Origin of the sequence: Bradyrhizobium sp. SZCCT0153 (assembly GCF_018129995.1) — a bacterium.
GTDB classification, from domain to species: domain Bacteria; phylum Pseudomonadota; class Alphaproteobacteria; order Rhizobiales; family Xanthobacteraceae; genus Bradyrhizobium; species Bradyrhizobium japonicum_G.
Map to the genome: position 1 here is coordinate 64,957 of NZ_JAFCKS010000003.1, position 21,388 is coordinate 86,344.

Annotated in this window: 22 protein-coding genes; 16 read left to right on the forward strand and 6 right to left on the reverse strand. The window is 65.5% G+C overall.

The genetic code is table 11. The features are described 5' to 3' along the window. Positions 1-93: 93 nt before the first annotated feature. Positions 94-2,814, reverse strand: coding sequence for an aconitate hydratase AcnA (gene acnA / locus JQ572_RS13965; RefSeq protein WP_211383621.1), 2,721 nt, complete (start codon positions 2,812-2,814; stop codon positions 94-96). A 244-nt stretch (positions 2,815-3,058) separates the two neighbouring features. On the opposite strand from acnA, the gene ccmA reads away from it, so the two are divergent. From ccmA to JQ572_RS13990, 5 genes are all read left to right on the forward strand, one after another. Then, positions 3,059-3,661 (forward strand): heme ABC exporter ATP-binding protein CcmA, encoded by a 603-nt coding sequence (gene ccmA, locus JQ572_RS13970; RefSeq protein ID WP_211383622.1) that lies wholly within the window; start codon positions 3,059-3,061, stop codon positions 3,659-3,661. A gap of 250 nt (positions 3,662-3,911) precedes the next feature. After that, positions 3,912-4,580 carry a heme exporter protein CcmB gene (gene ccmB, locus JQ572_RS13975; protein ID WP_211383623.1) on the forward strand — a complete coding sequence of 223 codons (669 nt, stop codon included), beginning with the start codon at positions 3,912-3,914 and terminating at the stop codon, positions 4,578-4,580. Between the two features lie 90 nt (positions 4,581-4,670). Further along, positions 4,671-5,462 carry a heme ABC transporter permease gene (locus JQ572_RS13980; RefSeq protein ID WP_211383624.1) on the forward strand — a complete coding sequence of 264 codons (792 nt, stop codon included), beginning with the start codon at positions 4,671-4,673 and terminating at the stop codon, positions 5,460-5,462. Then, complete coding sequence (gene ccmD / locus JQ572_RS13985; RefSeq protein ID WP_211384205.1) at positions 5,459-5,644, forward strand: heme exporter protein CcmD; 186 nt, start codon at positions 5,459-5,461, stop codon at positions 5,642-5,644. The genes JQ572_RS13980 and ccmD overlap by 4 nt, the downstream gene beginning before the upstream one ends. Next, positions 5,641-6,231, forward strand: a complete 591-nt coding sequence (locus JQ572_RS13990) for a DsbE family thiol:disulfide interchange protein (protein ID WP_211383625.1) — start codon at positions 5,641-5,643, stop codon at positions 6,229-6,231. Before ccmD ends, JQ572_RS13990 begins: the two co-directional genes overlap by 4 nt. Positions 6,232-6,330: 99 nt before the next feature. Here JQ572_RS13990 and JQ572_RS13995 read toward each other — a convergent pair whose 3' ends face one another. Together JQ572_RS13995 and ftsY are read right to left on the reverse strand one after the other, a co-directional pair. Then, positions 6,331-6,933: a septation protein A gene (locus JQ572_RS13995; RefSeq protein ID WP_211383626.1), complete on the reverse strand. Its 603-nt coding sequence runs from the start codon at positions 6,931-6,933 to the stop codon at positions 6,331-6,333. 3 nt (positions 6,934-6,936) lie between these two features. Continuing rightward, the gene (gene ftsY / locus JQ572_RS14000; RefSeq protein ID WP_211383627.1) at positions 6,937-7,884 is read right to left on the reverse strand and encodes a signal recognition particle-docking protein FtsY; all 948 of its coding nucleotides are present in this window, start codon (positions 7,882-7,884) and stop codon (positions 6,937-6,939) included. A 60-nt stretch (positions 7,885-7,944) separates the two neighbouring features. On the opposite strand from ftsY, the gene JQ572_RS14005 reads away from it, so the two are divergent. Together JQ572_RS14005 and JQ572_RS14010 are read left to right on the forward strand one after the other, a co-directional pair. Then, positions 7,945-8,646: an RluA family pseudouridine synthase gene (locus JQ572_RS14005; protein WP_211383628.1), complete on the forward strand. Its 702-nt coding sequence runs from the start codon at positions 7,945-7,947 to the stop codon at positions 8,644-8,646. A 182-nt stretch (positions 8,647-8,828) separates the two neighbouring features. Then, positions 8,829-9,938, forward strand: a complete 1,110-nt coding sequence (locus JQ572_RS14010) for a DUF2336 domain-containing protein (protein ID WP_211383629.1) — start codon at positions 8,829-8,831, stop codon at positions 9,936-9,938. A 3-nt stretch (positions 9,939-9,941) separates the two neighbouring features. On the opposite strand, the gene mtaB is transcribed toward JQ572_RS14010, so the two are convergent. Both mtaB and dapF read right to left on the reverse strand, forming a co-directional pair. After that, positions 9,942-11,195 carry a tRNA (N(6)-L-threonylcarbamoyladenosine(37)-C(2))-methylthiotransferase MtaB gene (gene mtaB / locus JQ572_RS14015; protein ID WP_211383630.1) on the reverse strand — a complete coding sequence of 418 codons (1,254 nt, stop codon included), beginning with the start codon at positions 11,193-11,195 and terminating at the stop codon, positions 9,942-9,944. Continuing rightward, positions 11,192-12,070: a diaminopimelate epimerase gene (gene dapF, locus JQ572_RS14020; RefSeq protein WP_211383631.1), complete on the reverse strand. Its 879-nt coding sequence runs from the start codon at positions 12,068-12,070 to the stop codon at positions 11,192-11,194. The genes mtaB and dapF overlap by 4 nt, the downstream gene beginning before the upstream one ends. 269 nt (positions 12,071-12,339) lie before the next feature. Between dapF and JQ572_RS14025 the strand changes: the two genes are divergently transcribed. Then, entirely contained in the window at positions 12,340-13,113 is a 774-nt protein-coding gene (locus tag JQ572_RS14025) for a GyrI-like domain-containing protein (RefSeq protein WP_211383632.1), read from the forward strand. 5 nt (positions 13,114-13,118) lie between these two features. Beyond that, positions 13,119-13,820, forward strand: a complete 702-nt coding sequence (locus JQ572_RS14030) for an SIMPL domain-containing protein (RefSeq protein WP_211383633.1) — start codon at positions 13,119-13,121, stop codon at positions 13,818-13,820. 200 nt (positions 13,821-14,020) lie between these two features. Here JQ572_RS14030 and JQ572_RS14035 read toward each other — a convergent pair whose 3' ends face one another. Next, complete coding sequence (locus tag JQ572_RS14035; protein ID WP_211383634.1) at positions 14,021-15,085, reverse strand: MBL fold metallo-hydrolase; 1,065 nt, start codon at positions 15,083-15,085, stop codon at positions 14,021-14,023. A 316-nt stretch (positions 15,086-15,401) separates the two neighbouring features. Here JQ572_RS14035 and ffh point away from each other — a divergent pair, with 316 nt between their 5' ends. From ffh to JQ572_RS14070, 7 genes are all read left to right on the forward strand, one after another. Continuing rightward, positions 15,402-16,946: a signal recognition particle protein gene (ffh, locus tag JQ572_RS14040; RefSeq protein ID WP_211383635.1), complete on the forward strand. Its 1,545-nt coding sequence runs from the start codon at positions 15,402-15,404 to the stop codon at positions 16,944-16,946. An 85-nt stretch (positions 16,947-17,031) separates the two neighbouring features. Next, a complete protein-coding gene (rpsP, locus tag JQ572_RS14045; RefSeq protein WP_014438992.1) occupies positions 17,032-17,364 on the forward strand; it encodes a 30S ribosomal protein S16 in 333 nt (110 codons plus the stop codon). 9 nt (positions 17,365-17,373) lie between these two features. Further along, positions 17,374-17,943: a ribosome maturation factor RimM gene (gene rimM / locus JQ572_RS14050; protein ID WP_211383636.1), complete on the forward strand. Its 570-nt coding sequence runs from the start codon at positions 17,374-17,376 to the stop codon at positions 17,941-17,943. A 34-nt stretch (positions 17,944-17,977) separates the two neighbouring features. Continuing rightward, positions 17,978-18,733, forward strand: coding sequence for a tRNA (guanosine(37)-N1)-methyltransferase TrmD (gene trmD, locus JQ572_RS14055; protein ID WP_211383637.1), 756 nt, complete (start codon positions 17,978-17,980; stop codon positions 18,731-18,733). A 109-nt stretch (positions 18,734-18,842) separates the two neighbouring features. Further along, positions 18,843-19,223, forward strand: a complete 381-nt coding sequence (rplS, locus tag JQ572_RS14060; RefSeq protein ID WP_211383638.1) for a 50S ribosomal protein L19 — start codon at positions 18,843-18,845, stop codon at positions 19,221-19,223. 418 nt (positions 19,224-19,641) lie between these two features. Next, positions 19,642-21,048 (forward strand): 3-isopropylmalate dehydratase large subunit, encoded by a 1,407-nt coding sequence (leuC, locus tag JQ572_RS14065; protein WP_211383639.1) that lies wholly within the window; start codon positions 19,642-19,644, stop codon positions 21,046-21,048. Positions 21,049-21,143: 95 nt separating this feature from the next. Then, the gene (locus JQ572_RS14070) at positions 21,144-21,353 is read left to right on the forward strand and encodes a hypothetical protein (protein ID WP_211383640.1); all 210 of its coding nucleotides are present in this window, start codon (positions 21,144-21,146) and stop codon (positions 21,351-21,353) included. The last annotated feature ends 35 nt before the right edge of the window (positions 21,354-21,388 follow it).

Here is a 21,388-nt window from a genome sequence, read left to right on the forward strand (position 1 = left end):
CTGCCGCAAACGCGCGAAGGCGGCCTTGTGATAGGCCGCCTTCGTTTAACCTTCTACTCACTTCGCAGTGAGCCACCGTTCACAAATCCGCGCTTATGCCGCGAGCTTGCGCAGCACATAGTGCAGGATGCCGCCGTTGCGGTAGTAATCGAGCTCGTCCAGCGTATCGATGCGGCAAAGCAGCGAAACGCGCTGCAACGAGCCGTCGCCGGAGACGATCTCCGCGGTCAGCTTCTGACGCGGCTTCAGATCGCCGATGAGACCGCGCAGCGTGACCTTCTCGTCGCCCTTCAGGCCGAGCGACGACCAGGAGGTGCCGTCCTCGAAGGTCAGCGGCAGCACGCCCATGCCGACCAGGTTGGAGCGATGGATGCGCTCGAAGCTCTGGCAGATCACGGCGCGCACGCCGAGCAGACGCGTGCCCTTCGCGGCCCAGTCGCGCGAGGAGCCGTTGCCGTATTCGGCGCCGGCGAACACCACCAGCGGAACCTGCTCCTGCTGGTACTTCATCGCGGCGTCGTAGATCGACATCTGCTCGCCGTCGGGCCAGTGCTTGGTAAGACCGCCCTCGGGGATGTTGCCGTCAGCGCCCTTCAACATGAAGTTCTTGATGCGGATGTTGGCGAAGGTGCCGCGCATCATCACTTCGTGATTGCCGCGGCGCGTGCCGTACTGGTTGAAGTCGGCGGGACGCACCTGATGCTCGCTGAGATATTTTCCGGCGGGCGAGGTGAGCTTGATCGAACCGGCCGGCGAGATGTGGTCGGTGGTGATCTTGTCGCCGAACATGGCGAGGATGCGCGCCTCGACGATGTCGGTGACCGGCTCCGGCTCCTTCTTCATGCCGTCGAAATAGGGCGGGTTCTGCACGTAGGTCGAGCTCATGTTCCAGCGATAGGTCTCGCTCTCGACGGTCTTAATCTTGCGCCAGTTGGTGTCGCCCTTGAACACGTCGGCATACTTCTTCTTGAAGATCGCCGCGGTCACGAACTTCTTCATGAAGGCGTTGATTTCCTTCGTCGTCGGCCAGATGTCCTTCAGGTACACCGGCTTGCCGTCCTTGCCTTCGCCGAGCGGCTCGACGGCGAGGTTCTTGGTGACGCTCCCCGCGAGCGCGTGGGCGACGACCAGCGGCGGCGAAGCCAGATAGTTCGCCTGCACGTCCGGCGAGACGCGGCCTTCGAAGTTGCGGTTACCGGAGAGCACGGCGGCCGCGACGATGCCGTTGTCGTTGATCGACTTCGAGATCTCCTCCGGCAGCGGACCGGAATTGCCGATGCAGGTGGTGCAGCCGAAACCGACCAGGTTGAAGCCGACCTTGTCGAGATCGGTCTGGAGACCGGAATCGGCGAGATAGGCCGCGACCACCTGGCTGCCCGGGGCCAGCGAGGTCTTCACCCACGGCTTGGCCTTGAGGCCCTTCGCGGCAGCGTTACGGGCAAGCAGCCCGGCGCCGATCAGCACGCTCGGATTCGAGGTGTTGGTGCAGGAGGTGATGGCGGCGATCACGACGTCGCCATGGCCGAGGTCGAAATTCTTGCCTTCGACGGCAAAGCGCTTCTTGGGCTCTTCGGCCTTCTTGTACTCGGTGCTGAGCGCGAGCGAGAAGCCTTCGGCGACCGACGGCAGCGCGATGCGGCCTTCGGGGCGCTTCGGACCGGCCATCGAGGGCACGACGTCGGCGAGGTCGAGCGTCAGCGTCTCGGTGAACACCGGATCAGCCGACTTGGCGGTGCGGAACAGTCCTTGCGCCTTGGCGTAGGCCTGCACCAGGGCGACGCGCGGAGCGGCGCGGCCCGAGGTCTTCAGATAGTCGATCGCGGCGGCGTCGACCGGGAAGAAGCCGCAGGTCGCGCCATATTCGGGCGCCATGTTGGCGATCGTCGCCTTGTCGGCAACGGAGAGATGGTCGAGGCCGGGGCCGAAGAACTCGACGAACTTGCCGACCACGCCAAGCTTGCGCAGCATCTGCGTGACGGTGAGCACGAGATCGGTCGCGGTGACGCCTTCCTTCATCGCGCCCTTCAGCTTGAAGCCGACGACGTTGGGCAGCAGCATCGACAGCGGCTGGCCGAGCATGCAGGCTTCCGCCTCGATGCCGCCGACGCCCCAGCCGAGCACGGCGAGACCGTTGACCATGGTGGTGTGGGAATCGGTGCCGACCAGCGAGTCGGGATAGGCGACCTCGAAGGTGCCGGTCTTCTTGCCGACCGTCATCTTCTCCTTCTTGGTCCAGACCGTCTGGGAGAGATATTCGAGATTGACCTGGTGGCAGATGCCGGTGCCGGGCGGCACGACGGAGAAGTTCGAGAACGCCTTCTGGCCCCACTTCAGGAACTCGTAGCGCTCCTGGTTCTGCTTGTACTCCTCGGCGACGTTCTTGCCGAAGGCCTTGTTGTCGCCGAAGAAGTTGACGATCACGGAATGGTCGATGACGAGGTCGACCGGCACCAGCGGATTGATCTTCTCGGCGTCGCCGCCGAGCTTCTGCATCGCGTTGCGCATCGCGGCGAGGTCGACCACCGCGGGCACGCCGGTGAAATCCTGCATCAGGACGCGGGCCGGGCGGAACGCGATCTCATGCTCGAGCGACTTCTTGCGCAGCCATTTCGACACCGCGACGATGTCGACCTTCTTGACCGAGCGGCCGTCCTCATTGCGCAGAAGGTTCTCGAGCAGGACCTTCATCGAATAGGGGAGTTTCGAAATTCCCTTCAGACCATTCTTCTCGGCCGTGGGCAGGCTGTAATAGACATAGGTCTTGGCGCCGACCTTGAGGGTCTTTTTGCATTTGAAGCTGTCGAGCGAGGTCATGTAGGAAAATCCCAATTGTTAGTTATACCCGGCAAGGGGTACTTTAACACCGTCAGCGAGTCCGGCTGGGTCGCTTGCAGGGGCAGGTTGAGTTGCTGCATCAAGTAGTTCCGGGCTTATAGAAGCTTTCTAACCGCGCCGCCACAGCCACAATCGTGCCGCAGCAATTCGCGAGCCAAAAATTCCCATGCGCTACCCCAAGCTTTCCTGAGGCCTGACTTTGAACGGATTGATACGAGGCAAGATGCAGCTGGCGGGACGCGGGGTGGTTTGCGTGCGGGGCGGGCGCGAGGTGTTTTCCGGGCTCGATTTCGAGGCCACCTCCGGCGAGGCCGTCGCGGTGGTCGGCCGCAACGGATCGGGCAAGACGTCGCTGCTGCGGCTGATCGCCGGCCTGCTCATTCCGGCGGGCGGCACGATCGCCCTGGACGGAGGCGATGCCGAGCTGACCCTGCCGGAGCAATGCCACTATCTCGGCCATCGCGACGCCCTGAAGCCGGCGCTGAGCGTGGCGGAAAATCTGTCATTCTGGGCTGATTTTCTCGGCGGCGAACGCCTTGACGCCGCCGAGAGCCTCGCCACCGTCGGCCTCGACCATGCCGCCGATCTGCCCGCCGCCTTCCTGTCGGCCGGCCAGCGCCGCCGGCTGTCGCTGGCCCGCCTGCTCACGGTCCGCCGACCGGTCTGGCTGCTGGACGAGCCGACCAATGCGCTGGACGTTGCCGGGCAGGACATGGTCGGCGGCCTGATGCGCGAGCACCTGGCGCGCGGCGGCCTGATCATCGCCGCCACCCACGCCCCCCTCGGGATCGATTCGCGGCAGCTTCGGATCGGGGGTGCAGTGTGATTCCAATGGACCCTCAGTTTTCCAAGCGGCCGGATTCCGCTCTCTCCGTTCCCGACCTCGCTGCGGGGCAGCGTCAGGGAGGGGGGTGCCGCGGGGCGTGCTCTCTCGGCTCCAGCAATGAGGACACGGGCGATCTGTTGCTGGCGGCTCACCCCCAACGAGTATCTCTCCCGGGGCTACCCCCCTCCCCCGCCCTCCCCCGCAAGGGGGGAGGGAGCGTTGCGCGCTTGGGGCGCGAAGGAAGCCCCCCATGACCGCGTTGTCCGCTCTCGTCCGCCGGGACATCCGGATCGCGCTCCGCGTCGGCGGCGGGGCGCTGATCGGCGTGCTGTTCTTCCTCACCGTGGTGGTGCTGATGCCGTTTGCGGTCGGGCCGGATCTGGCGCTGCTGTCGCGGCTGGGGCCGGCGATCCTGTGGCTGGGCGCGCTCCTGGCAAGCCTGCTCACCCTGGACCGGCTGTTCATGGCCGACCACGACGACGGCTCGCTCGACCTGATCACGATGAGCCGGACACCGCTGGAACTGGCCTGCGCCGCCAAGGCGCTGGCGCATTGGCTGGCGGCCGGCCTGCCGCTGATCGTCGCAACCCCGGTGCTCGGCCTGTTGCTCAACCTCGACATGGTCGCGACCGGCGCGGTGGCATTGACGCTGCTGGCGGGCACGCCGGCCCTGACATTTACCGGCATGATCGGCGCGGCGCTGGCGGTGACGCTGCATCGCGGCGGGCTGTTGATGGCGGTGCTGGTGCTGCCGCTGTCGATCCCGGTGCTGATTTTCGGGGTCGCGGCCTCGCAGGCCGCGATCGTCGGTCCGATGACGTTCGGAGCGCCGTTCTCGATCCTGTGCGCGCTGTCGCTGGTCAGCCTCGTGATCGGCCCGTTCGCGGCCGCGGCGAGCCTGCGGCATGGACTCGACTGAGATGGCGCGGCTGACCTTGACCCCGATCAACTTTCGCTACGCGCTTTTATGCTGATTGCGTGAGTGCCTAGCTGTGATTATCAGAATACCATGACGCTGATCGACCTCGCCAACCCGACCCGGTTCCTCGCGCTGACGGCGCGGGTGTTGCCGTGGCTTGCGGGTGCGACCGTCATTCTGCTCGCCGTCGGCCTCTATCAGTCCGCTCTCGCGCCAGACGATTATCAGCAGGGCGCGACCGTGAAGATCATGTTCATCCACGTGCCCAATGCCTGGCTGTCGATGTTCGTGTGGGGCGTGATGAGCATCGCATCTCTGGGCACGCTGGTGTGGCGGCATCCGCTCGCCGACGTCGCCGCCAAGGCTGCAGCTCCCATCGGCGCCGCCTTCACCTTCCTTGCGCTGCTGACGGGCTCGCTGTGGGGCCGGCCGATGTGGGGCACCTATTGGGAATGGGACGCGCGGCTGACCTCGGTCTTGATTCTCTTCCTGATGTATCTCGGCCTGATGGCGCTGTGGCGTGCGGTCGACGATCCCTCGCGCGCGGCCCGCGCCGCCGCGGTGCTGACGCTGGTCGGCGCGATCAACCTGCCCATCATCAAGTTCTCGGTCGACTGGTGGAACACGCTGCACCAGCCGGCGTCGGTGATGCGCATGGGCGGCTCGACACTCGACAAATCGTTCCTGATCCCGCTGCTGGTGATGGCGATCGCGTTCACGCTGCTGTTCGCGACGCTTCATATCGCGGCGATGCGCAACGAGATTTTGCGCCGGCGCGTCCGCTCCCTGCAGATGATGCAGGCGAGCCGCGTCGCGTTTTCGAGCGAGTCAAGCGCCGGTTCGCGTGCCGAAAACGCGTCAAATGAAGCCGGGGCTGCCTGACGATGTCGCTCGGTCCTTATGCGTCCTTCATCGTGACCTCTTATGCGGCTGCAGCGCTCGTGGTCGCGATCCTGATCGGCTGGATCGTGCTCGACTATCGCAGCCAGACGCAGCGTCTGCGCGAGCTCGATCGCAGCGGCATCACCCGCCGCTCGGGCCGCAGCGCGATTGATACACCATGAGCGATCAATCGAACCCCGCGCCCCCGCGCCGCACCTTCCTTATGGTGCTGCCGCTGATCGCCTTCATCGGCCTCGCCCTGCTGTTCTGGTTCCGGCTCGGCAGCGGCGATCCCTCGCGGATTCCCTCCGCGCTGATCGGCCGTCCCGCGCCACAAACCATCCTGCCGCCGCTCGAGGGATTGCAGGCCGACAATGCGCCGGTGCCGGGGCTCGATCCCGCCGCGTTCAAGGGCAAGGTCAGCCTCGTCAATGTCTGGGCGTCCTGGTGCGTGCCTTGCCACGACGAGGCGCCACTCCTGACCGAGTTCGCCAAGGACAAGCGGTTTGAGCTCGTCGGCATCAACTACAAGGATGCGGCCGACAATGCGCGGCGCTTCCTGGGGCGCTACGGCAACCCGTTCAACCGCGTCGGCGTGGATGCCAACGGCCGCGCCTCGATCGAATGGGGCGTCTATGGCGTGCCGGAGACGTTCGTCGTCGGGCGCGAGGGGACCATCGTCTACAAGCTGGTCGGCCCGATCACGCCGGACAATCTGCGGACGGTGTTGTTGCCGCAGATGGAGAAGGCGTTGAAAGCGGGGTCTTAGCCAAGCCCGTCATTGCGAGCGAAGCGAAGCAATCCAGGCTGTCTCTGCGGAAAAATTCTGGATTGCTTCGCTTCGCTCGCAATGACGAGTGGAGAGAGCTCACCCCTTACTCACATCCCCCGCATCGGCTTCGCTCGCCTCCAGCGAGACCGGCTCGAGGTGGTAGCGCTTGGTCAGCGGCATCTGGGCGATGGCGAAGATCATGGTGATCGGCGTGACGCCGAACACTTTGAAATTCACCCAGAAGTCGGTGCTTTGGGTGCGCCAGACGATCTCGTTTAGCACGGCCATGCCGGCGAAGAACAGCGCCCAGCGCAGCGTGAGGATGCGCCAGCCCTGCGGCGTCAGGTTGAACATCTGGTCGAACATGACGGCGATGAAGGAGCGGCCGAACAACAGGCCGCCGCCGAGGATCGCGGCGAACAGGCCGTAGATGATGGTCGGCTTGAGCTTGATGAAGGTCTCGTCGTGCAGCACCAGCGTCAGCGTGCCGAACACCAGCACGATGACGCCCGTCACGATCGCCATGATCGGGATATGGCGCGTCACCACGTAGGAGGCGACCATTGCCGCGACGATCGCGACCATGAAGGCCCCGGTCGCGGCGAACAGATTGAACTTCGCATTGACGAAGAAGAACACGAGCAGCGGACCGAGCTCGGTCGCAAGCTTGAACAGCGGGTGCGGCTGGGTCTTGTCCATTCTCTAGCTTTCGATTCCGGCGATGGCGCGGGCGAAGTCGCGCGCGGTGAAGGGCGCGAGATCGTCGACGCCTTCGCCGACGCCGATGAAATGCACCGGCAGTTTGAATTTCTCCGCGAGCGCCACCAGGATGCCGCCGCGGGCGGTGCCGTCGAGCTTCGTCATCACGAGGCCGGTGACGCCGGCGGTGCGATGGAACGCCTCGACCTGCGACAGCGCGTTCTGGCCGACGGTGGCATCGAGCACCAGCAGCACGGCATGCGGCGCCGTCGCGTCCACCTTGCGGATGACGCGCACGACCTTTTCGAGCTCGTTCATCAGCTCGGCCTTGTTCTGCAGCCGCCCGGCGGTGTCGATCAGGAGCACGTCGATGGCCTGCTCCTTCGCCGCCGTCAGCGCGTTGAAGGCGAGGCTGGCCGAATCCGACCCCTGCGCGCCTGATATGACCGGCGTCCTGGTCCGCTCGCCCCAGACCTTCAGCTGCTCAATGGCGGCTGCGCGAAACGTGTCGCCGGCGGCCAGCATCACCTTGCGGCCTTCGGATGCGAATTTTTGCGAGAGTTTTCCGATCGTCGTGGTCTTGCCGGAGCCGTTGACGCCGACCACGAGGATCACGAACGGCTTCCTGGCCGCGTCGATTTCGAGCGGCTTGGCCACCGGCGACAGCACCTTCTCGACCTCGGTCGCGACGACATCCTTGACCTCGTCCGCGGAGATCGCCTTGTCGTAGCGCCCGGTGCCGACGGCATCCGCGATCCGCACGGCGACCTGCGTGCCGAGATCGGCGCGCAGCAGCACGTCCTCGATGTCGTCGAGCATGGCGCGGTCGAGCTTGCGCTTGGTGACGAGATCGGCGACCGCGGTCCCGAGCGAGGACGAGGTGCGCTTCAGCCCGTTGGACAGGCGGCGCCACCAGCTCAGCTTGGGGGTCTCGGAGGTGGTATCGTTCATGGTGGCGGTGTGTTAGCCGTTCCGGCTTCCAAACGAAAGTCTTGACCGAAAGTCCTGCAATTGCTCGATGTTCCCGAATTGACCGCCGATGAAATCCTGGGCCGGGTGCTCCATCGCGACGGATTGATGCTGGTCATCGACAAGCCGGCCGGCCTGCCGGTGCATCGCGGCCCCAAGGGCGGGGCGAACCTCGAAGCATCGTTCGACGCGCTCCGTTTCGGCCTGCCGCGGCCGCCGGTGCTGGCCCACCGGCTGGACAAGGACACGTCCGGCTGCCTCGTGCTCGGCCGCCATCGCAAGGCGACCGCCTCGCTCGGCCTGCTGTTCAAGCACGGCAAGATCGGCAAGACCTATTGGACCGTGGTCGAGGGCGGGCCTGCCGAGAACGAAGGCACCATCGACATGCCGCTCGGCCGGCTCAATGCCGAGCGCGGCTGGTGGCAGAAGCCGGACCCGGAGGGTCAGAAAGCCGTCACCAACTGGAAGGTGATGGGCCGGGGCGATGGCCTGACCTGGCTCGCCATGGAACCCGTCACCGGCCGGACCCATCAATTGCGGGTGCATTCGGCTTCGACCGGCTGGCCGATCTTCGGCGATAACATTTACGGCAACGGCCCGCGCTTCGGCGAGCCGCGGCTGCACCTGCATTCCCGCGAGATCGTGGTGCCGATCTCCCGGAACAAGGAGCCGATCCGCGTCGTGGCGCCCGCCCCGCCCCACATGCACGAGAAGCTCCGCGCCTGCGGGTGGAATGGGGAATAGCCGCGCTGTCGTTCGCCTCCCCCGCCAGCGGGGGGGAGCGCACTACCTCCGCGGCGACTATCGAGCCGAAGCTCCGTGCCGCCACCTTCCCCTTGGTTTACGAAAAGTTCAGCGCTCGTCTCTAATGATAGCGGTTGCTTAGAACAAGCTTCCGTCAATCCGCTCAGGATGAGCTGCGCGTCATGTCCACGGCCGAGCTATCGATCATCGACGAGGTCGAATCCGCGCTTCGGACAGGCTCGCCGGAAAAGGGCCTGGCAACGGCCCGCCGCGTCACCGACCTTTTCCTCTCCTCCGCCGGCAATTTCGACGACGAGCAGATCGCTCTGTTCGACGACGTGCTCGATCGGCTGATCGGCACCATCGAGCTGCGCGCCATCGCCGACATGGGCGCCCGCGTTGCGCTGGCCGAGATCAGCACGCAGCTCGCGCCGATCGCGCAGGCGCCGCCGTCGGTGATCCGCCGTCTCGCCAATAATGACGAGATCCGCATTGCTGGTCCCGTGCTCCAGGAATCCGCTCGCCTCGACGAGGGCGAACTGGTGAAGATCGCGTCCAGCAAAGGCGAGCCGCACCTGCTCGCGGTCGCGGGCCGCTGGTGGCTGAAGGAGATCGTCACCGACGCGTTGCTGGCGCGCCGCTATCCCAGCGTCAGCCGGCGGCTCGCCGCCAATCCCGGCGCGCGCCTCTCAGGCAACGGATTTGCCGTCATCGTCGGACAGGCCGAGGCTGATCCGGAGCTCGCCATCAGCGTCGGCGTCCGCGTCGACTTGCCGTCCGACTTGCGCCGCCGGTTGCTGCGCTCGGCGACGGATGCCGTGCGGACCCGCCTGCTGTCGCGCGCGCCGCCGCATCTGTTCGAGGAAATCCAGAACGCGATCGCCGCCGTGACCGTTGGTGTCGAGCGCGAGATGTCGGGTGTCCGCGACTTCGAAGGCGCCAAGCGCGCCATCGCAAATCTCAAGGCAACCGGCCAGCTCAACGAAGCAACACTGCTCTGCTTCGCCAAGCAGCGACGCTATGAAGAAGCCGCGGCAGCGCTGGCGGCACTGTCCGGATCGACCGTCGAGGTGATTCGCCCGCTGATGCAGAGCCTGCGCGACGACGGCCTGCTGGTGCCGTGCAAGGCGGCGCAGCTCAGCTGGGAAACCACCGCCGCCGTGCTCGAAAGCCGCTTCGCCACCGGCGCAATGAAGCCGGCCGATCTTGCAAGAGCGCAGGGGCATTACGCAAGAATGACGCCGGAGAATGCACGGCGGACGCTGCGGTTCTGGCAGGTGCGGGCGTCGTAACAGTTAGACCGTCAACCGCTCGCCATCACTGCCGCCGATCTTCAGCGGCACGATGCTGCCTACGCGTTCGCCCGCAATCGCCACCGGCAGGTAATGCTCGGTGCGCCCCTGGCCCTCGCTCTCGATCAGCACATCGCGCGTCGTGCCGATCTCGGCTTGCAGCCTGCGCCGTAGTGCTGCTTCGCCAGCCGCACGCAGCCGCTTCGCGCGCTGCTTGATCGCATCACCCGCAAGCTGCGGCATCCGCGCGGCAGGCGTGCCGGGGCGCGGCGAATAGGGAAAGACGTGCAGAAACGTCAGGCCGCATTCCTCGACCAGATCGAGCGAGCGCGAAAACATCTCCTCGGTCTCGGTCGGAAAGCCTGCGATGATGTCGGCGCCGAAGGCGATGTCCGGGCGCAGGCGGCGGACCTGGTCGCAGAACGCAATCGCATCGCTCCGCGAATGCCGCCGCTTCATCCGCTTCAAGATCATGTCGTCGCCGGATTGCAGCGACAGATGCAGATGCGGCATCAGCCGCGCATCGTCGGCGATGGCATCGAGCAGGTCGCGGTCCACCTCGATCGAATCGATCGAAGAGATGCGCAGGCGTTTCAGCTCCGGCACATGCCGCAAGATCTGCTTCGTCAGCATGCCGAGCTTTGGCGCACCCGGCAGGTCGGCACCGTAGCTTGTGAGGTCGACGCCGGTCAGCACGACCTCGGCATGGCCGCGCTGCACCAGCGCGCGCACCTGCTCGACCACGCCGCCCATCGGCACCGAGCGCGAATTGCCGCGGCCGAACGGGATGATGCAGAAGGTGCAGCGATGGTCGCAGCCGTTCTGCACCTGCACGAACACCCGCGGCAGGCCGCTCGCAAAGCCGTCGATCAGATGCGGCGCCATCTCCTCCACCGCCATGATGTCGCTGACGGCGATCTTCTCGCTGGTGCCGAGAGCGAAGGCGTCGCGCGCCTCGCGCCAGGCTTCTCCGCGCATCTTGTCGTCGTTGCCGACGACGCGATCGACCTCGGCCATGTCGGCGAACATGCCGCTTTGCGTCTGCGCCGCGCAGCCGGTGACGACGATGCGCGCACCGGGCCGTTCGCGCTTCAATTTGCGGATCGACTGCCGCGCCTGCGCCACCGCCTCGTTGGTGACGGCGCAGCTGTTGATGACGATGGTGTCGGAGAGCCCCGCGCCCTCGGCCTCGCGGCGGATCACTTCGGCCTCGAAGGCATTGAGGCGGCAGCCGAAGGTGACGATGTCGACGGTCATCCGCCGACCGGCGCGAACAGCGCCGGATCGAAGGTGCCCTCAAATTCGAAGGTCGCCGTACCCGTCATCAGCACATGGTCGTCGCGCTCGCGCCATTCGATGCCGAGCCTGCCGCCGGGCAGCGTGATCTCGACATTGCGCTCGGCGCGCTTCAGGCGAGCCGCCGCGACCGCAGTCGCGCAAGCCGCCGAGCCGCAGGCCCTGGTGAGGCCCGCGCCGCGCTCCCAGGTGCGGATCGTGATGTGGTCGCGATCGACGATATGAGCGAGCGTGATGTTGGCGCGTTCGGGGAAGATCGGATGGTTCTCGAGCAGCGGACCGAAGCGTTCGAGATCGTAGGCATTGACGTCCTCGACCCAGAAGACCGCATGCGGATTGCCCATGCTCACGACCGAGGGCGAATGCAGGATCGGATTGTCGATCGGCCCGATCTGCAATTCGATGTAGCGGGTGTCGCGAAACTCCTCCGCCAGCGGAATGTCCTGCCAGCCGAACTTTGGCGCGCCCATGTCGACGGTGTAGAGATCGGGCGCCGGGCCCTGCCAGCAATTGAGCAGGCCGGCGCGGGTCTCGAATGTCGCCGTGGTCTGCCCGGTCCTCTCGAAGATGCGCCGCACCACGCAGCGCATGCCGTTGCCGCAGGCGCCGGCCTCCGAGCCGTCATTGTTGTAGATGCTGATGAAAGCTTCGGTGCCGTCGAACCGCGGCTTCTGCAGCACCATGAGCTGGTCGTAGGGCACGCCGCCCTGAGCCGACGCCACCGCGCGGGCATCGTCCGGCGTCACCGGCGCGGCGGAATCGCGCATGTCGACAACGACGATCTCGTTGCCGATGCCGTTCATCTTGGCAAATGCGTGGTTGGCCAGCGCGCTCATGAAAATTCCTGAATTTCGCCTGCCTTATATGGCGATCCTTGGCGGCTTGACCAGTGATTTGGCGCGATGGCCAGGACGTCTGCCATGACGTCTGTCAGGACGCCTACCAAGTCGCCTGCCAGGTCTTCTGCCATGACGCATCTGTCATGGGACGAATTCGACGCTCGCGTGTTAGAACGGCGCGGTTCGCGCGGATCCGGGACGCGCAGCCGGGTTAAGGCCTTTTGGGGGCGTAAGGCCTTGGTGGGTAAGGTTTTGGGGAGAATAGAATGAACCGTTTTCGTCGTATCGCTCTGGCCGCGCTGATCCCGGCAGCGGCCTTGTCGTTTGGCCTGTCCGCCACGCTGGCGCAAACCCCGAGCCCGGCGCCGGCTGCATCGGCAAGTCCTTCTTCGACAAGTCCTTCTTCGACAAGTCCTTCTTCGACAAGTCCTTCTTCGACAAGTCCCTCGCCGGCTCCGGCCGCGAGCGCCTCGCCGGCACCCGCGGCAACGCCCTCACCTGCGCCAGCCGCCAGCGCCTCACCGTCACCCAGCCCGGCCGCGCCGGCTGCGGCCGCAACGCCGGCTCCCGTGCAGACCGCCGATCCGTTCGGCCAGGAGACCACGCTCGAGCCCAGGAAGGTCGTGATGGTCAAGGGCACCGCCAATTGGGATTCGGCCTTCGACACGCTGATCGACGCCTTCAAGGCGCTGAACGCGCTGCTGGACAAGCAGGGCATCAAGCATGCCGGCAATTCGATGATCGTCTACACCTCGACCGACGACACCGGCTTCACCTTCCTCGCCGAGATCCCGGTCGATCAGGACCCGCAGAAGCTGCCCAAGGACATGAGCATGGGCAAATCGCCGGAGGGCAAGGCGCTGAAATTCGTCCATCGCGGCTCCTACGACAACATGGACAACACCTATGAGGCGATCACCAATCACCTCGACGACAAGAAGCTGGAAGCCAAGGACACATTTGTCGAGGAGTACCTCACCGATCCCCTGAAGACGGCCGAGGACAAGCTCGTGATCAACGTGTTCGTGCCACTGAAGTGAGATCGATGAAAAAGCCTGCCGTCCTCGCCGCCGCTCTCGCCGCCACGCTGCTGGCAGCGCCTGCGTTTGCCGATGATTTTCCCGCTGCCATCACGGTGAGCGGTGAAGCCACGGTGTCCGCCGCCCCCGACCTCGCGCAGATCGACGCCGGTGTCGCCAACGATGCCAAGAGTGCGAAGGAAGCCTCCGACGCCAACAACGCCGCAATGGGCAAGGTGCTGCTGGCGCTGAAGGGCGCCGGCATCGCCGAGAAGGATTACCAGACCTCGCGCCTGTCGCTGCAGCCGCAATACGGCCAGAACAAATCCACCGGCGCCTCGCCCGTGGTCGGCTTCCGTGCCAGCAACCGCGTCACCGTGAAAATCCGCGACGTGACCAAGGTGGCCGGCATCATCGACACGCTGGTCGGCGCCGGCGCCAACGACATTGGCAACATCTCCTTCGAGGTGACGCAGGCGTCAAAACTGCTCGACGACGCCCGCGAGCAGGCGGTCGCCGATGCCCGCCGCAAGGCCGAGATCTACGCCAAGGCCACCGGCATCACGTTGGGTGCGCCGCTGAGCGTCTCCGAGGCCGGCGCGCCGGTACCGCTGTTCAAGGCGAGAATGGCGACGGCGCCGATGGCAGCACCGGCTGCCGTCGCGCCAGGCGAGGAGACACTGTCGGTGACGGTGAATGTGAGCTGGGCGATCAAGCAGGGGCAGTAGCGGCGCTCGCAAGAGGCTTGCTGCCGCCGCACACAGCCGTCGTCCCCGCGCAGGCGGGACCCATAACCACAGGCAGTGGTTGTCGCGCGAAGCCGGTAGCTCCGAGTCTTCGCCAAACATCTCCCTGTGGTTATGGTTCCCGGGCTCGCGACTTCGTCGCGAGCCCGGGACGACGAGCTGCATGTACGGCAACAGCGGAGCTAAATCTCCGCCACCTGCCCCGGCTTCATCGCCACGAACCGCTCCTGCGGAATCTTCGCGGCATCCAGCGCCTCGGCCAATGCCTTCGCCGGTGCGTCGATCGCCTCATCCGTCAGCTGGAACGTGCCGTGATGATGCCCGAGCGCATCCTGCGCGCCGCAATCCAGGAGCGCCTTCACGGCATCCTCGGGATTCATGTGCTGGTCGCGCATGAACCAGCGCGGCTCGTAAGCACCGATAGGCAAGATCGCCAGGCGCAGCGGCCCGTGCTTCTCCGCGACGCGGCGGAAATGCGTGCCGTCGCCATAGCCGGAATCGCAAACGACGTAGATTTTCCCCGCAGGCGTCTCCAATACAAAACTCGCCCACAACGCCTTGTTGCGGTCGAACATGCCGCGCGCCGTCCAGTGCCGCGTCGGCACCAGATGCACGGCGATGCCGCCACCAAGCTCGACGCGGTCGTGCCAGTCGAACGCCTCAGCCTTGATCGACGAGTCGGTACTGCGCATCGTCACGTCGTTGCCGAGCGGCGTCACCACGCGCGGGGCAAAATTCTTGGCGAGCCGCGACAGCGTCGCGATGTCGAGATGATCGTAATGGCCGTGAGAAACCAGCACGACGTCGACCTTCGGCAGCTTCTCGAAGGCGATGCCGGGGTCGTTGTGACGCTTTGGTCCGGCGAAGCTGACGGGCGACACCCGCGATGACCAGACGGGATCGACGAGGATGTTGAGGCCGCCGGTCTGGATCAGCCAGCTGGCGTGGCCGACGAAGGAAAGCCGCACCTTGTCGCCGTCGACACGCTCCGGCGGAGTGTCGGCATGGGGGCTCGGCGCCCAATCCGGCCAGATCGCGCGCTGCCGCTTGCCGCCGAACTGCCAGCGCAGCACCTCACGAAGCGATTTCGGCGGCACGCCGTCCGGATCGAAGAAGTTCAGGCCGTCGAAATGGTCGGAGACCGGGCCGTCATAGGTTTTCATGCGGGACATCCAAAGGGATGGAACGCCGATCAACGTGCCCGCTCCGGCAAGCAATCCAAAGAGGCGGCGGCGGGTGATCGGCACGGTGCGGGTTTCAGGGATGGACGGGGCGGTAAGACATCACCGCCTATATGGGCGGGGCCGCGGGAAAAGGAACCCGTCGCCGAAAAGGTCATATTTTCAAGGTCTTGCCTTCTAAGGCGGCCCCCACCACCCCAACTTTCCTTGACTTTTGGGCCTGGGCGGCGTTTAACCCGCGCACTTTCTCGGAAAGGCTTTCTTTTCGAACCGCCGACTGGCCCCGGAGGCCAGAGGCTAACGCCCGACAGCGCTGTGCGCCCTCGGGCGCAAAGGTGTTTGGAAGATCGCGTTTCTCGCGAGCAGGACAAGGACAACGGCATTGTTCGACAATCTGTCGGAACGGCTTGGTGGCATTCTCGATCGTCTGACGGGGCGCGGTGCGCTGACCGAAAAGGACGTCGACGCCGCGATGCGCGAGGTCCGCCGCGCGCTGCTGGAGGCCGACGTCGCGCTCGAAGTGGTGCGCAGCTTCACCGAACGCGTCCGCGAGCAGGCGATCGGCGCCACCGTCGTCAAGTCGGTCACGCCCGGCCAGATGGTGGTCAAGATCGTCCATGACGAGCTGATCAACACGCTCGGCGCCGAAAGCCAGACCATCGACGTCAATTCGGTGCCGCCGGTGCCGATCATGATGGTCGGCCTGCAAGGCTCCGGCAAGACCACCACCACCGCAAAGCTCGCCCGCCGCATGGTCCAGCGCGACAAGCGCAAGGTGCTGATGGCCTCGCTCGACGTCTATCGTCCGGCGGCGATGGAGCAGCTGGCCGTGCTCGGCCGCGACCTCGACATTCCGACGCTGCCGATCGTGGCGGGACAGCAGCCGGCTCAGATCGCAAAGCGCGCACTGGAAGCCGGCAAGCTCGGCGGCTACGACGTCGTGCTGCTCGACACCGCCGGCCGCACCACGCTCGACGAAGACATGATGGCGGAGGCGGCCGCGATCAAAGCCGCCGCCAATCCGCATGAAGTGCTGCTGGTCGCCGACAGCCTCACCGGTCAGGACGCCGTCAACCTCGCCCGCGCCTTCGACGAGCGCGTCGGCCTCACCGGCATCGTGCTGACACGTGTGGACGGGGACGGCCGCGGCGGCGCCGCGCTGTCGATGCGCGCCGTCACCGGCAAACCAATCAAGCTGCTCGGCACCGGTGAAAAGACCGACGCGCTGGAGGACTTCCATCCCGATCGTATCGCCGGCCGCATCCTCGGCATGGGCGACGTGGTCTCGCTGGTCGAGAAGGCCGCCGCCAACATCGACGCCGAGAAGGCCGCGCGCACCGCCGAGCGCATGCGCAAAGGCCAGTTCGACCTCAACGACATGCGCGAGCAGCTGTCGCAGATGGCGAACATGGGCGGCATCAGCGGGCTGATGGGCATGATGCCCGGCATCGCCAAGATGAAGAACCAGATCGCGGCCGCCGGCATCGACGACAAGATCCTGAAGCGCCAGGTCGCGGTGATCGATTCCATGACGCGCGACGAGCGGCGTCATCCCGATTTGCTCAAGGCCAGCCGCAAGAAGCGCATCGCCGCGGGAAGTGGCCAGAGCGTCGAGCAGGTCAACAAGCTGCTGAAGATGCACCGGAACATGGCCGATATGATGAAGGCCATGGGCTCGGGCAAGCGCGGCCCGCTCGCCGGCATCGCGCAGGCGATGGGTTTTGGCGGCGGCATGAAGCCGCCTTCGCCGGAAGAGATGAAGGCGCTGCAGGAGAAGATGCAGGGTGGCGGCGGCGGCCTTCCGAATCTGCCGAAGGATTTGCCGGCCGGGCTGCGCCAGGGTCTTCCGAACGTTCCGGGGATCACCGGGCTGAGCGGCAAGCCGATGCTGCCGGGCCTCGGCGGTTTCCCAGGCAAGAAGAAATGAGGAATTCGTCGCGGGGGATCGCAAGCATCTCGCGCAACGCGGAATACCAATCAACCGAACAAAACGTACTTTGAAGGAGAACTAAATGTCCGTCGTTATCCGCCTCGCCCGCGCAGGCACCAAGAAGCGTCCCGTCTATCACGTCGTCGTCGCCGATTCGCGCTTCCCCCGCGATGGCCGCTTCATCGAGCGTCTCGGCTATTTCAACCCGCTGCTGCCGAAGGACAACGAGACCCGCCTCAAGCTCGACATGGACAAGGTGAAGGCCTGGCTCGCCAAGGGCGCGCAGCCGTCCGACCGCGTGTCGCGTTTCCTCGACGCCGCCGGCGTCAAGAAGCGCGAAGCGCGCAACAATCCGGAAAAGGCCGTGCCGCGCAAGGAGCGCAAGGCGCAGGCCGAAGCCGCCGCGAAGGGCTAAGGCTAGATCATGTCGGCGCTGGTCTGCGTCGCGCGGATCGGCGCCGCGCATGGTGTGCGCGGTGCGGTCAAATTGTGGACCTTCACCGAAGATCCCTTTGCCGTCAGGCGCTACGGTCCGCTTCTGTCCAAGGACGGCAAGCGCCAGTTCGAGGTCGCAACGGCGCGCGAGGCCAGGGATCATCTGGTCGCGACGTTCAAGGGCGTCACGACCCGCGATGAGGCCGAGCGCCTCAACGGCATCGAGCTCTATGTCGCGCGCGAAAAGCTGCCCGCGACCGATGAGGACGAATATTACCACACCGATCTGATCGGGCTCGCCGCCGTCACCACGGACGGCGAGCCGCTCGGCCGTGTGCTTGCGATCCATAATTTCGGCGCCGGCGACATCATCGAGATCACGCCGCCCAAAGGATCTGCAAAGGGCACGACGATGCTGCTGCCGTTCACGAACGCGGTGGTGCCCGAGGTCGATCTTGCCGGCGGCCGCGTCGTGATCGCGCTGCCGCAGGAGATCGAGGCAGAGGACACGGAGGAGGATTCCTCCCCGAGTCGTCCCGGCGAAAGCCAAGACCCATAACCACTGGCCGTGGTTTTTGGCTAAGCTGTTTGCAATGACCAATCCCCCACCCTGGCGCGCGACGGTGCTGACGCTGTTTCCGGAGATGTTTCCGGGACCGCTCGGCGTGAGCCTGGCCGGCCGGGCGCTGGCCTCCGGGCTCTGGGAGATCGAGGCGCGGGACATCCGGGCCTCCGCCACCGATCGCCACCGCAGCGTTGACGACACCCCCGCCGGCGGCGGGCCGGGCATGGTGCTGCGGGCCGATGTCCTGGCCGCGGCGATCGATGGCGCGGAGATCAACCCTGAGCGGCCCCGCCTGCTGATGAGCCCGCGCGGTCGGCCATTGACCCAGGCCCGCGTCATTGAACTCGCCGAGGGTCCCGGCCCGCTGATCGTCTGCGGACGCTTCGAGGGGGTGGACCAGCGGGTGATCGACGGACGGGGGCTGGAGGAGGTCTCGATCGGCGATTACGTCCTGTCCGGCGGCGAAATCGCCGCGCTGGCCCTGATCGACGCCTGCGTCCGGCTGCTGCCGGGCGTGATGGGCAAGGAAGCCTCGGGAACCGAGGAGAGCTTTTCGGAGGGCCTGCTCGAATACCCCCAATACACGCGACCGCAGCTGTTCGAGGGAGTCCCGATCCCGGAGATCCTGACCTCGGGCGATCACGCCAGGGTCGCGAGCTGGCGGCGGGCGCAATCCGAGGCCCTGACGGCGGCCCGGCGGCCCGATTTGTGGGCCCAGATCCCGCCCAAGCCCCCGAATCGGGCGGGACGCCAAAAAACGCCAAAAAACAAGACAGACGGGTGACAAACGCTCCGGCTTGCCTTATAGCAGCGGCCAAATCCGCAATAGCTGGATAGACGAATTTCGCGCAGCCCCCGTTGAAAAGGCTGGGCGCGCCGATGGAGATTTACCCATGAACCTGATCCAACAGCTCGAAAAAGAGCAATTCGACAAGCTCTCCGCCAGCAAGGAGATTCCGGAGTTCGGCCCCGGCGACACCGTGATCGTCAACGTGAAGGTGGTCGAAGGCGACCGTACCCGCGTGCAGGCCTATGAAGGCGTCTGCATCGGCCGCTCCGGTGGTGGCCTCAACGAGAGCTTCACCGTTCGCAAGATTTCGTACGGCGAGGGCGTGGAGCGCGTGTTCCCGGTGATGTCGCCGATGATCGACTCGATCAAGGTGGTGCGCCGCGGCAAGGTGCGTCGCGCCAAGCTTTATTACCTGCGCCAGCTGCGCGGCAAGTCGGCCCGTATCGTCGAGAAGACCGAGCACGCCAAGGCCGTCAACGAGTAAGCTCCGCTTACAGACGAGTTTCGAAAAGCGCGGGGCCAAACCCCGCGCTTTTTTTGTGCTGCAGCACGTCCACCCCCGTCATTGCGAGCGAAGCGAAGCAATCCAGACTGTCTCTGCGGAAAGATTCTGGATTGCTTCGTCGCAAGGGCTCCTCGCAATGACGACGCCGCTAAGGTCTCGCGCTTTTACGGCTGCATGCTATATAGCTTCTAGAATGTTTCCAGATCTGACCAGCCTCGCCCCCGTCAAGCACGTCGTCATCGACGATCGCTCGCGGCTGCCTGGCCGGTTCTTCGGACGCTTCGCGACCTCGGCAACGTCAGAGCTTACGCGCGCAGCCTAAAAGCTGCGCTGACGATTTTGTTGCCCGCGCGCCCCCCGCGCATATCGCTACACAACATTCCTGGAGCTGACGCTCATGTCCAAGCCGACCACATTGTACGACAAGATCTGGAACGACCATCTGGTGCACGAGGCCGACGATGGCACCTGCCTGCTCTATATCGACCGCCATCTGGTGCACGAAGTCACCTCGCCGCAGGCGTTCGAAGGCCTGCGCGCGACGGGACGCAAGGTCCACGCGCCCGAGAAGACGCTCGCCGTCGTCGACCACAACGTGCCGACCACCGACCGCACCAAGCCGAACCCCGACCCCGAGAGCATCGAGCAGATCAAGGCGCTGGCGGACAACGCCAAGGAATTCGGCATCGAATATTTCAACGAGTTCGACAAGCGCCAGGGCATCGTCCACGTCATCGGCCCCGAGCAGGGCTTTACGCTGCCCGGCACCACCATCGTCTGCGGTGACAGCCACACCTCGACGCATGGCGCGTTCGGCGCGCTCGCGCACGGCATCGGCACCTCGGAAGTCGAGCACGTGCTGGCGACGCAGACGCTGATCCAGAAGAAGGCCAAGAACATGCGCGTCAACGTCGATGGCAAATTGCCTGACGGCGTCACGGGCAAGGACATCATCCTCGCCATCATCGGCGAGATCGGCACCGCGGGCGGCACCGGCTACGTGCTGGAATACGCCGGCGACGCCATCCGCGCGCTCAGCATGGAAGGCCGCATGACGGTGTGCAACATGTCGATCGAAGGCGGCGCGCGTGCCGGCCTGGTCGCGCCCGACCAGAAGGCGTTCGACTTCCTGCGCGACCGGCCGAAGGCGCCGAAGGGCGCGGACTGGGACGCAGCAATGCGCTACTGGGAGAAACTGCGCTCCGACGACGGCGCGCATTTCGACCACGAACTGCGCCTCGATGCCGCGAAGCTGCCGCCGATCGTGACCTGGGGCACCAGCCCTGAGGACGTGATCTCGGTGACCGGCTTTGTGCCCGATCCGGACAAGATCGCGGACGAGGCCAAGCGTCTGTCCAAGCATCGCGCCCTGAAGTACATGGGCCTGACGGCGGGAACGAAGATCACCGACATCAAGCTCGACCGCATCTTCATCGGCTCCTGCACCAACGGCCGCATCGAGGATTTGCGCGCCGCCGCCAAGATCGCGGAAGGCAAGCAGGTTGCTGGCAGCGTCAACGCCATGGTGGTGCCGGGCTCCGGCATCGTGAAGGAGCAGGCCGAGGCCGAGGGTCTCGACAAGATCTTCATCAAGGCCGGCTTCGAATGGCGCGAGCCGGGCTGCTCGATGTGCCTCGCCATGAACCCGGACAAGCTGAAGCCGGAGGAGCGCTGCGCCTCGACCTCGAACCGCAATTTCGAGGGCCGCCAGGGCTTCAAGGGTCGTACGCATCTGGTGTCGCCGGCGATGGCGGCAGCGGCAGCGATCGCGGGTCACTTCGTCGACGTCAGGGAGTGGCGGTAAGCTGCTCCCTGCAATTTGAGCGATCGCGGCAAACCGCCGTTAATCGCCGGCGCCCACACTGCGTCCGCGCGAACATTTCGCGCGGACACGAGCCCATGGCCAACAAGCCTGAATATGTCGATCTGATCGGCGAGGCCACGCGCCAGCACCGGCGGCGCGCGGCGCCGCGGCGCATCGTCGCCAGGCCCGAGGCCGAGGAGACCTCGAAGCTCAGCCGCTGGCCGCCCGCGATGTTCAAGCAGTGGAAGCTGGAGAACCTGGCGCGTTGGAAATCGGCATCGTGGAAGCTCAAGGATTGGCTTTAGGCCACATGAACGAAGGGCGCCGCTGAGGCGCCCTT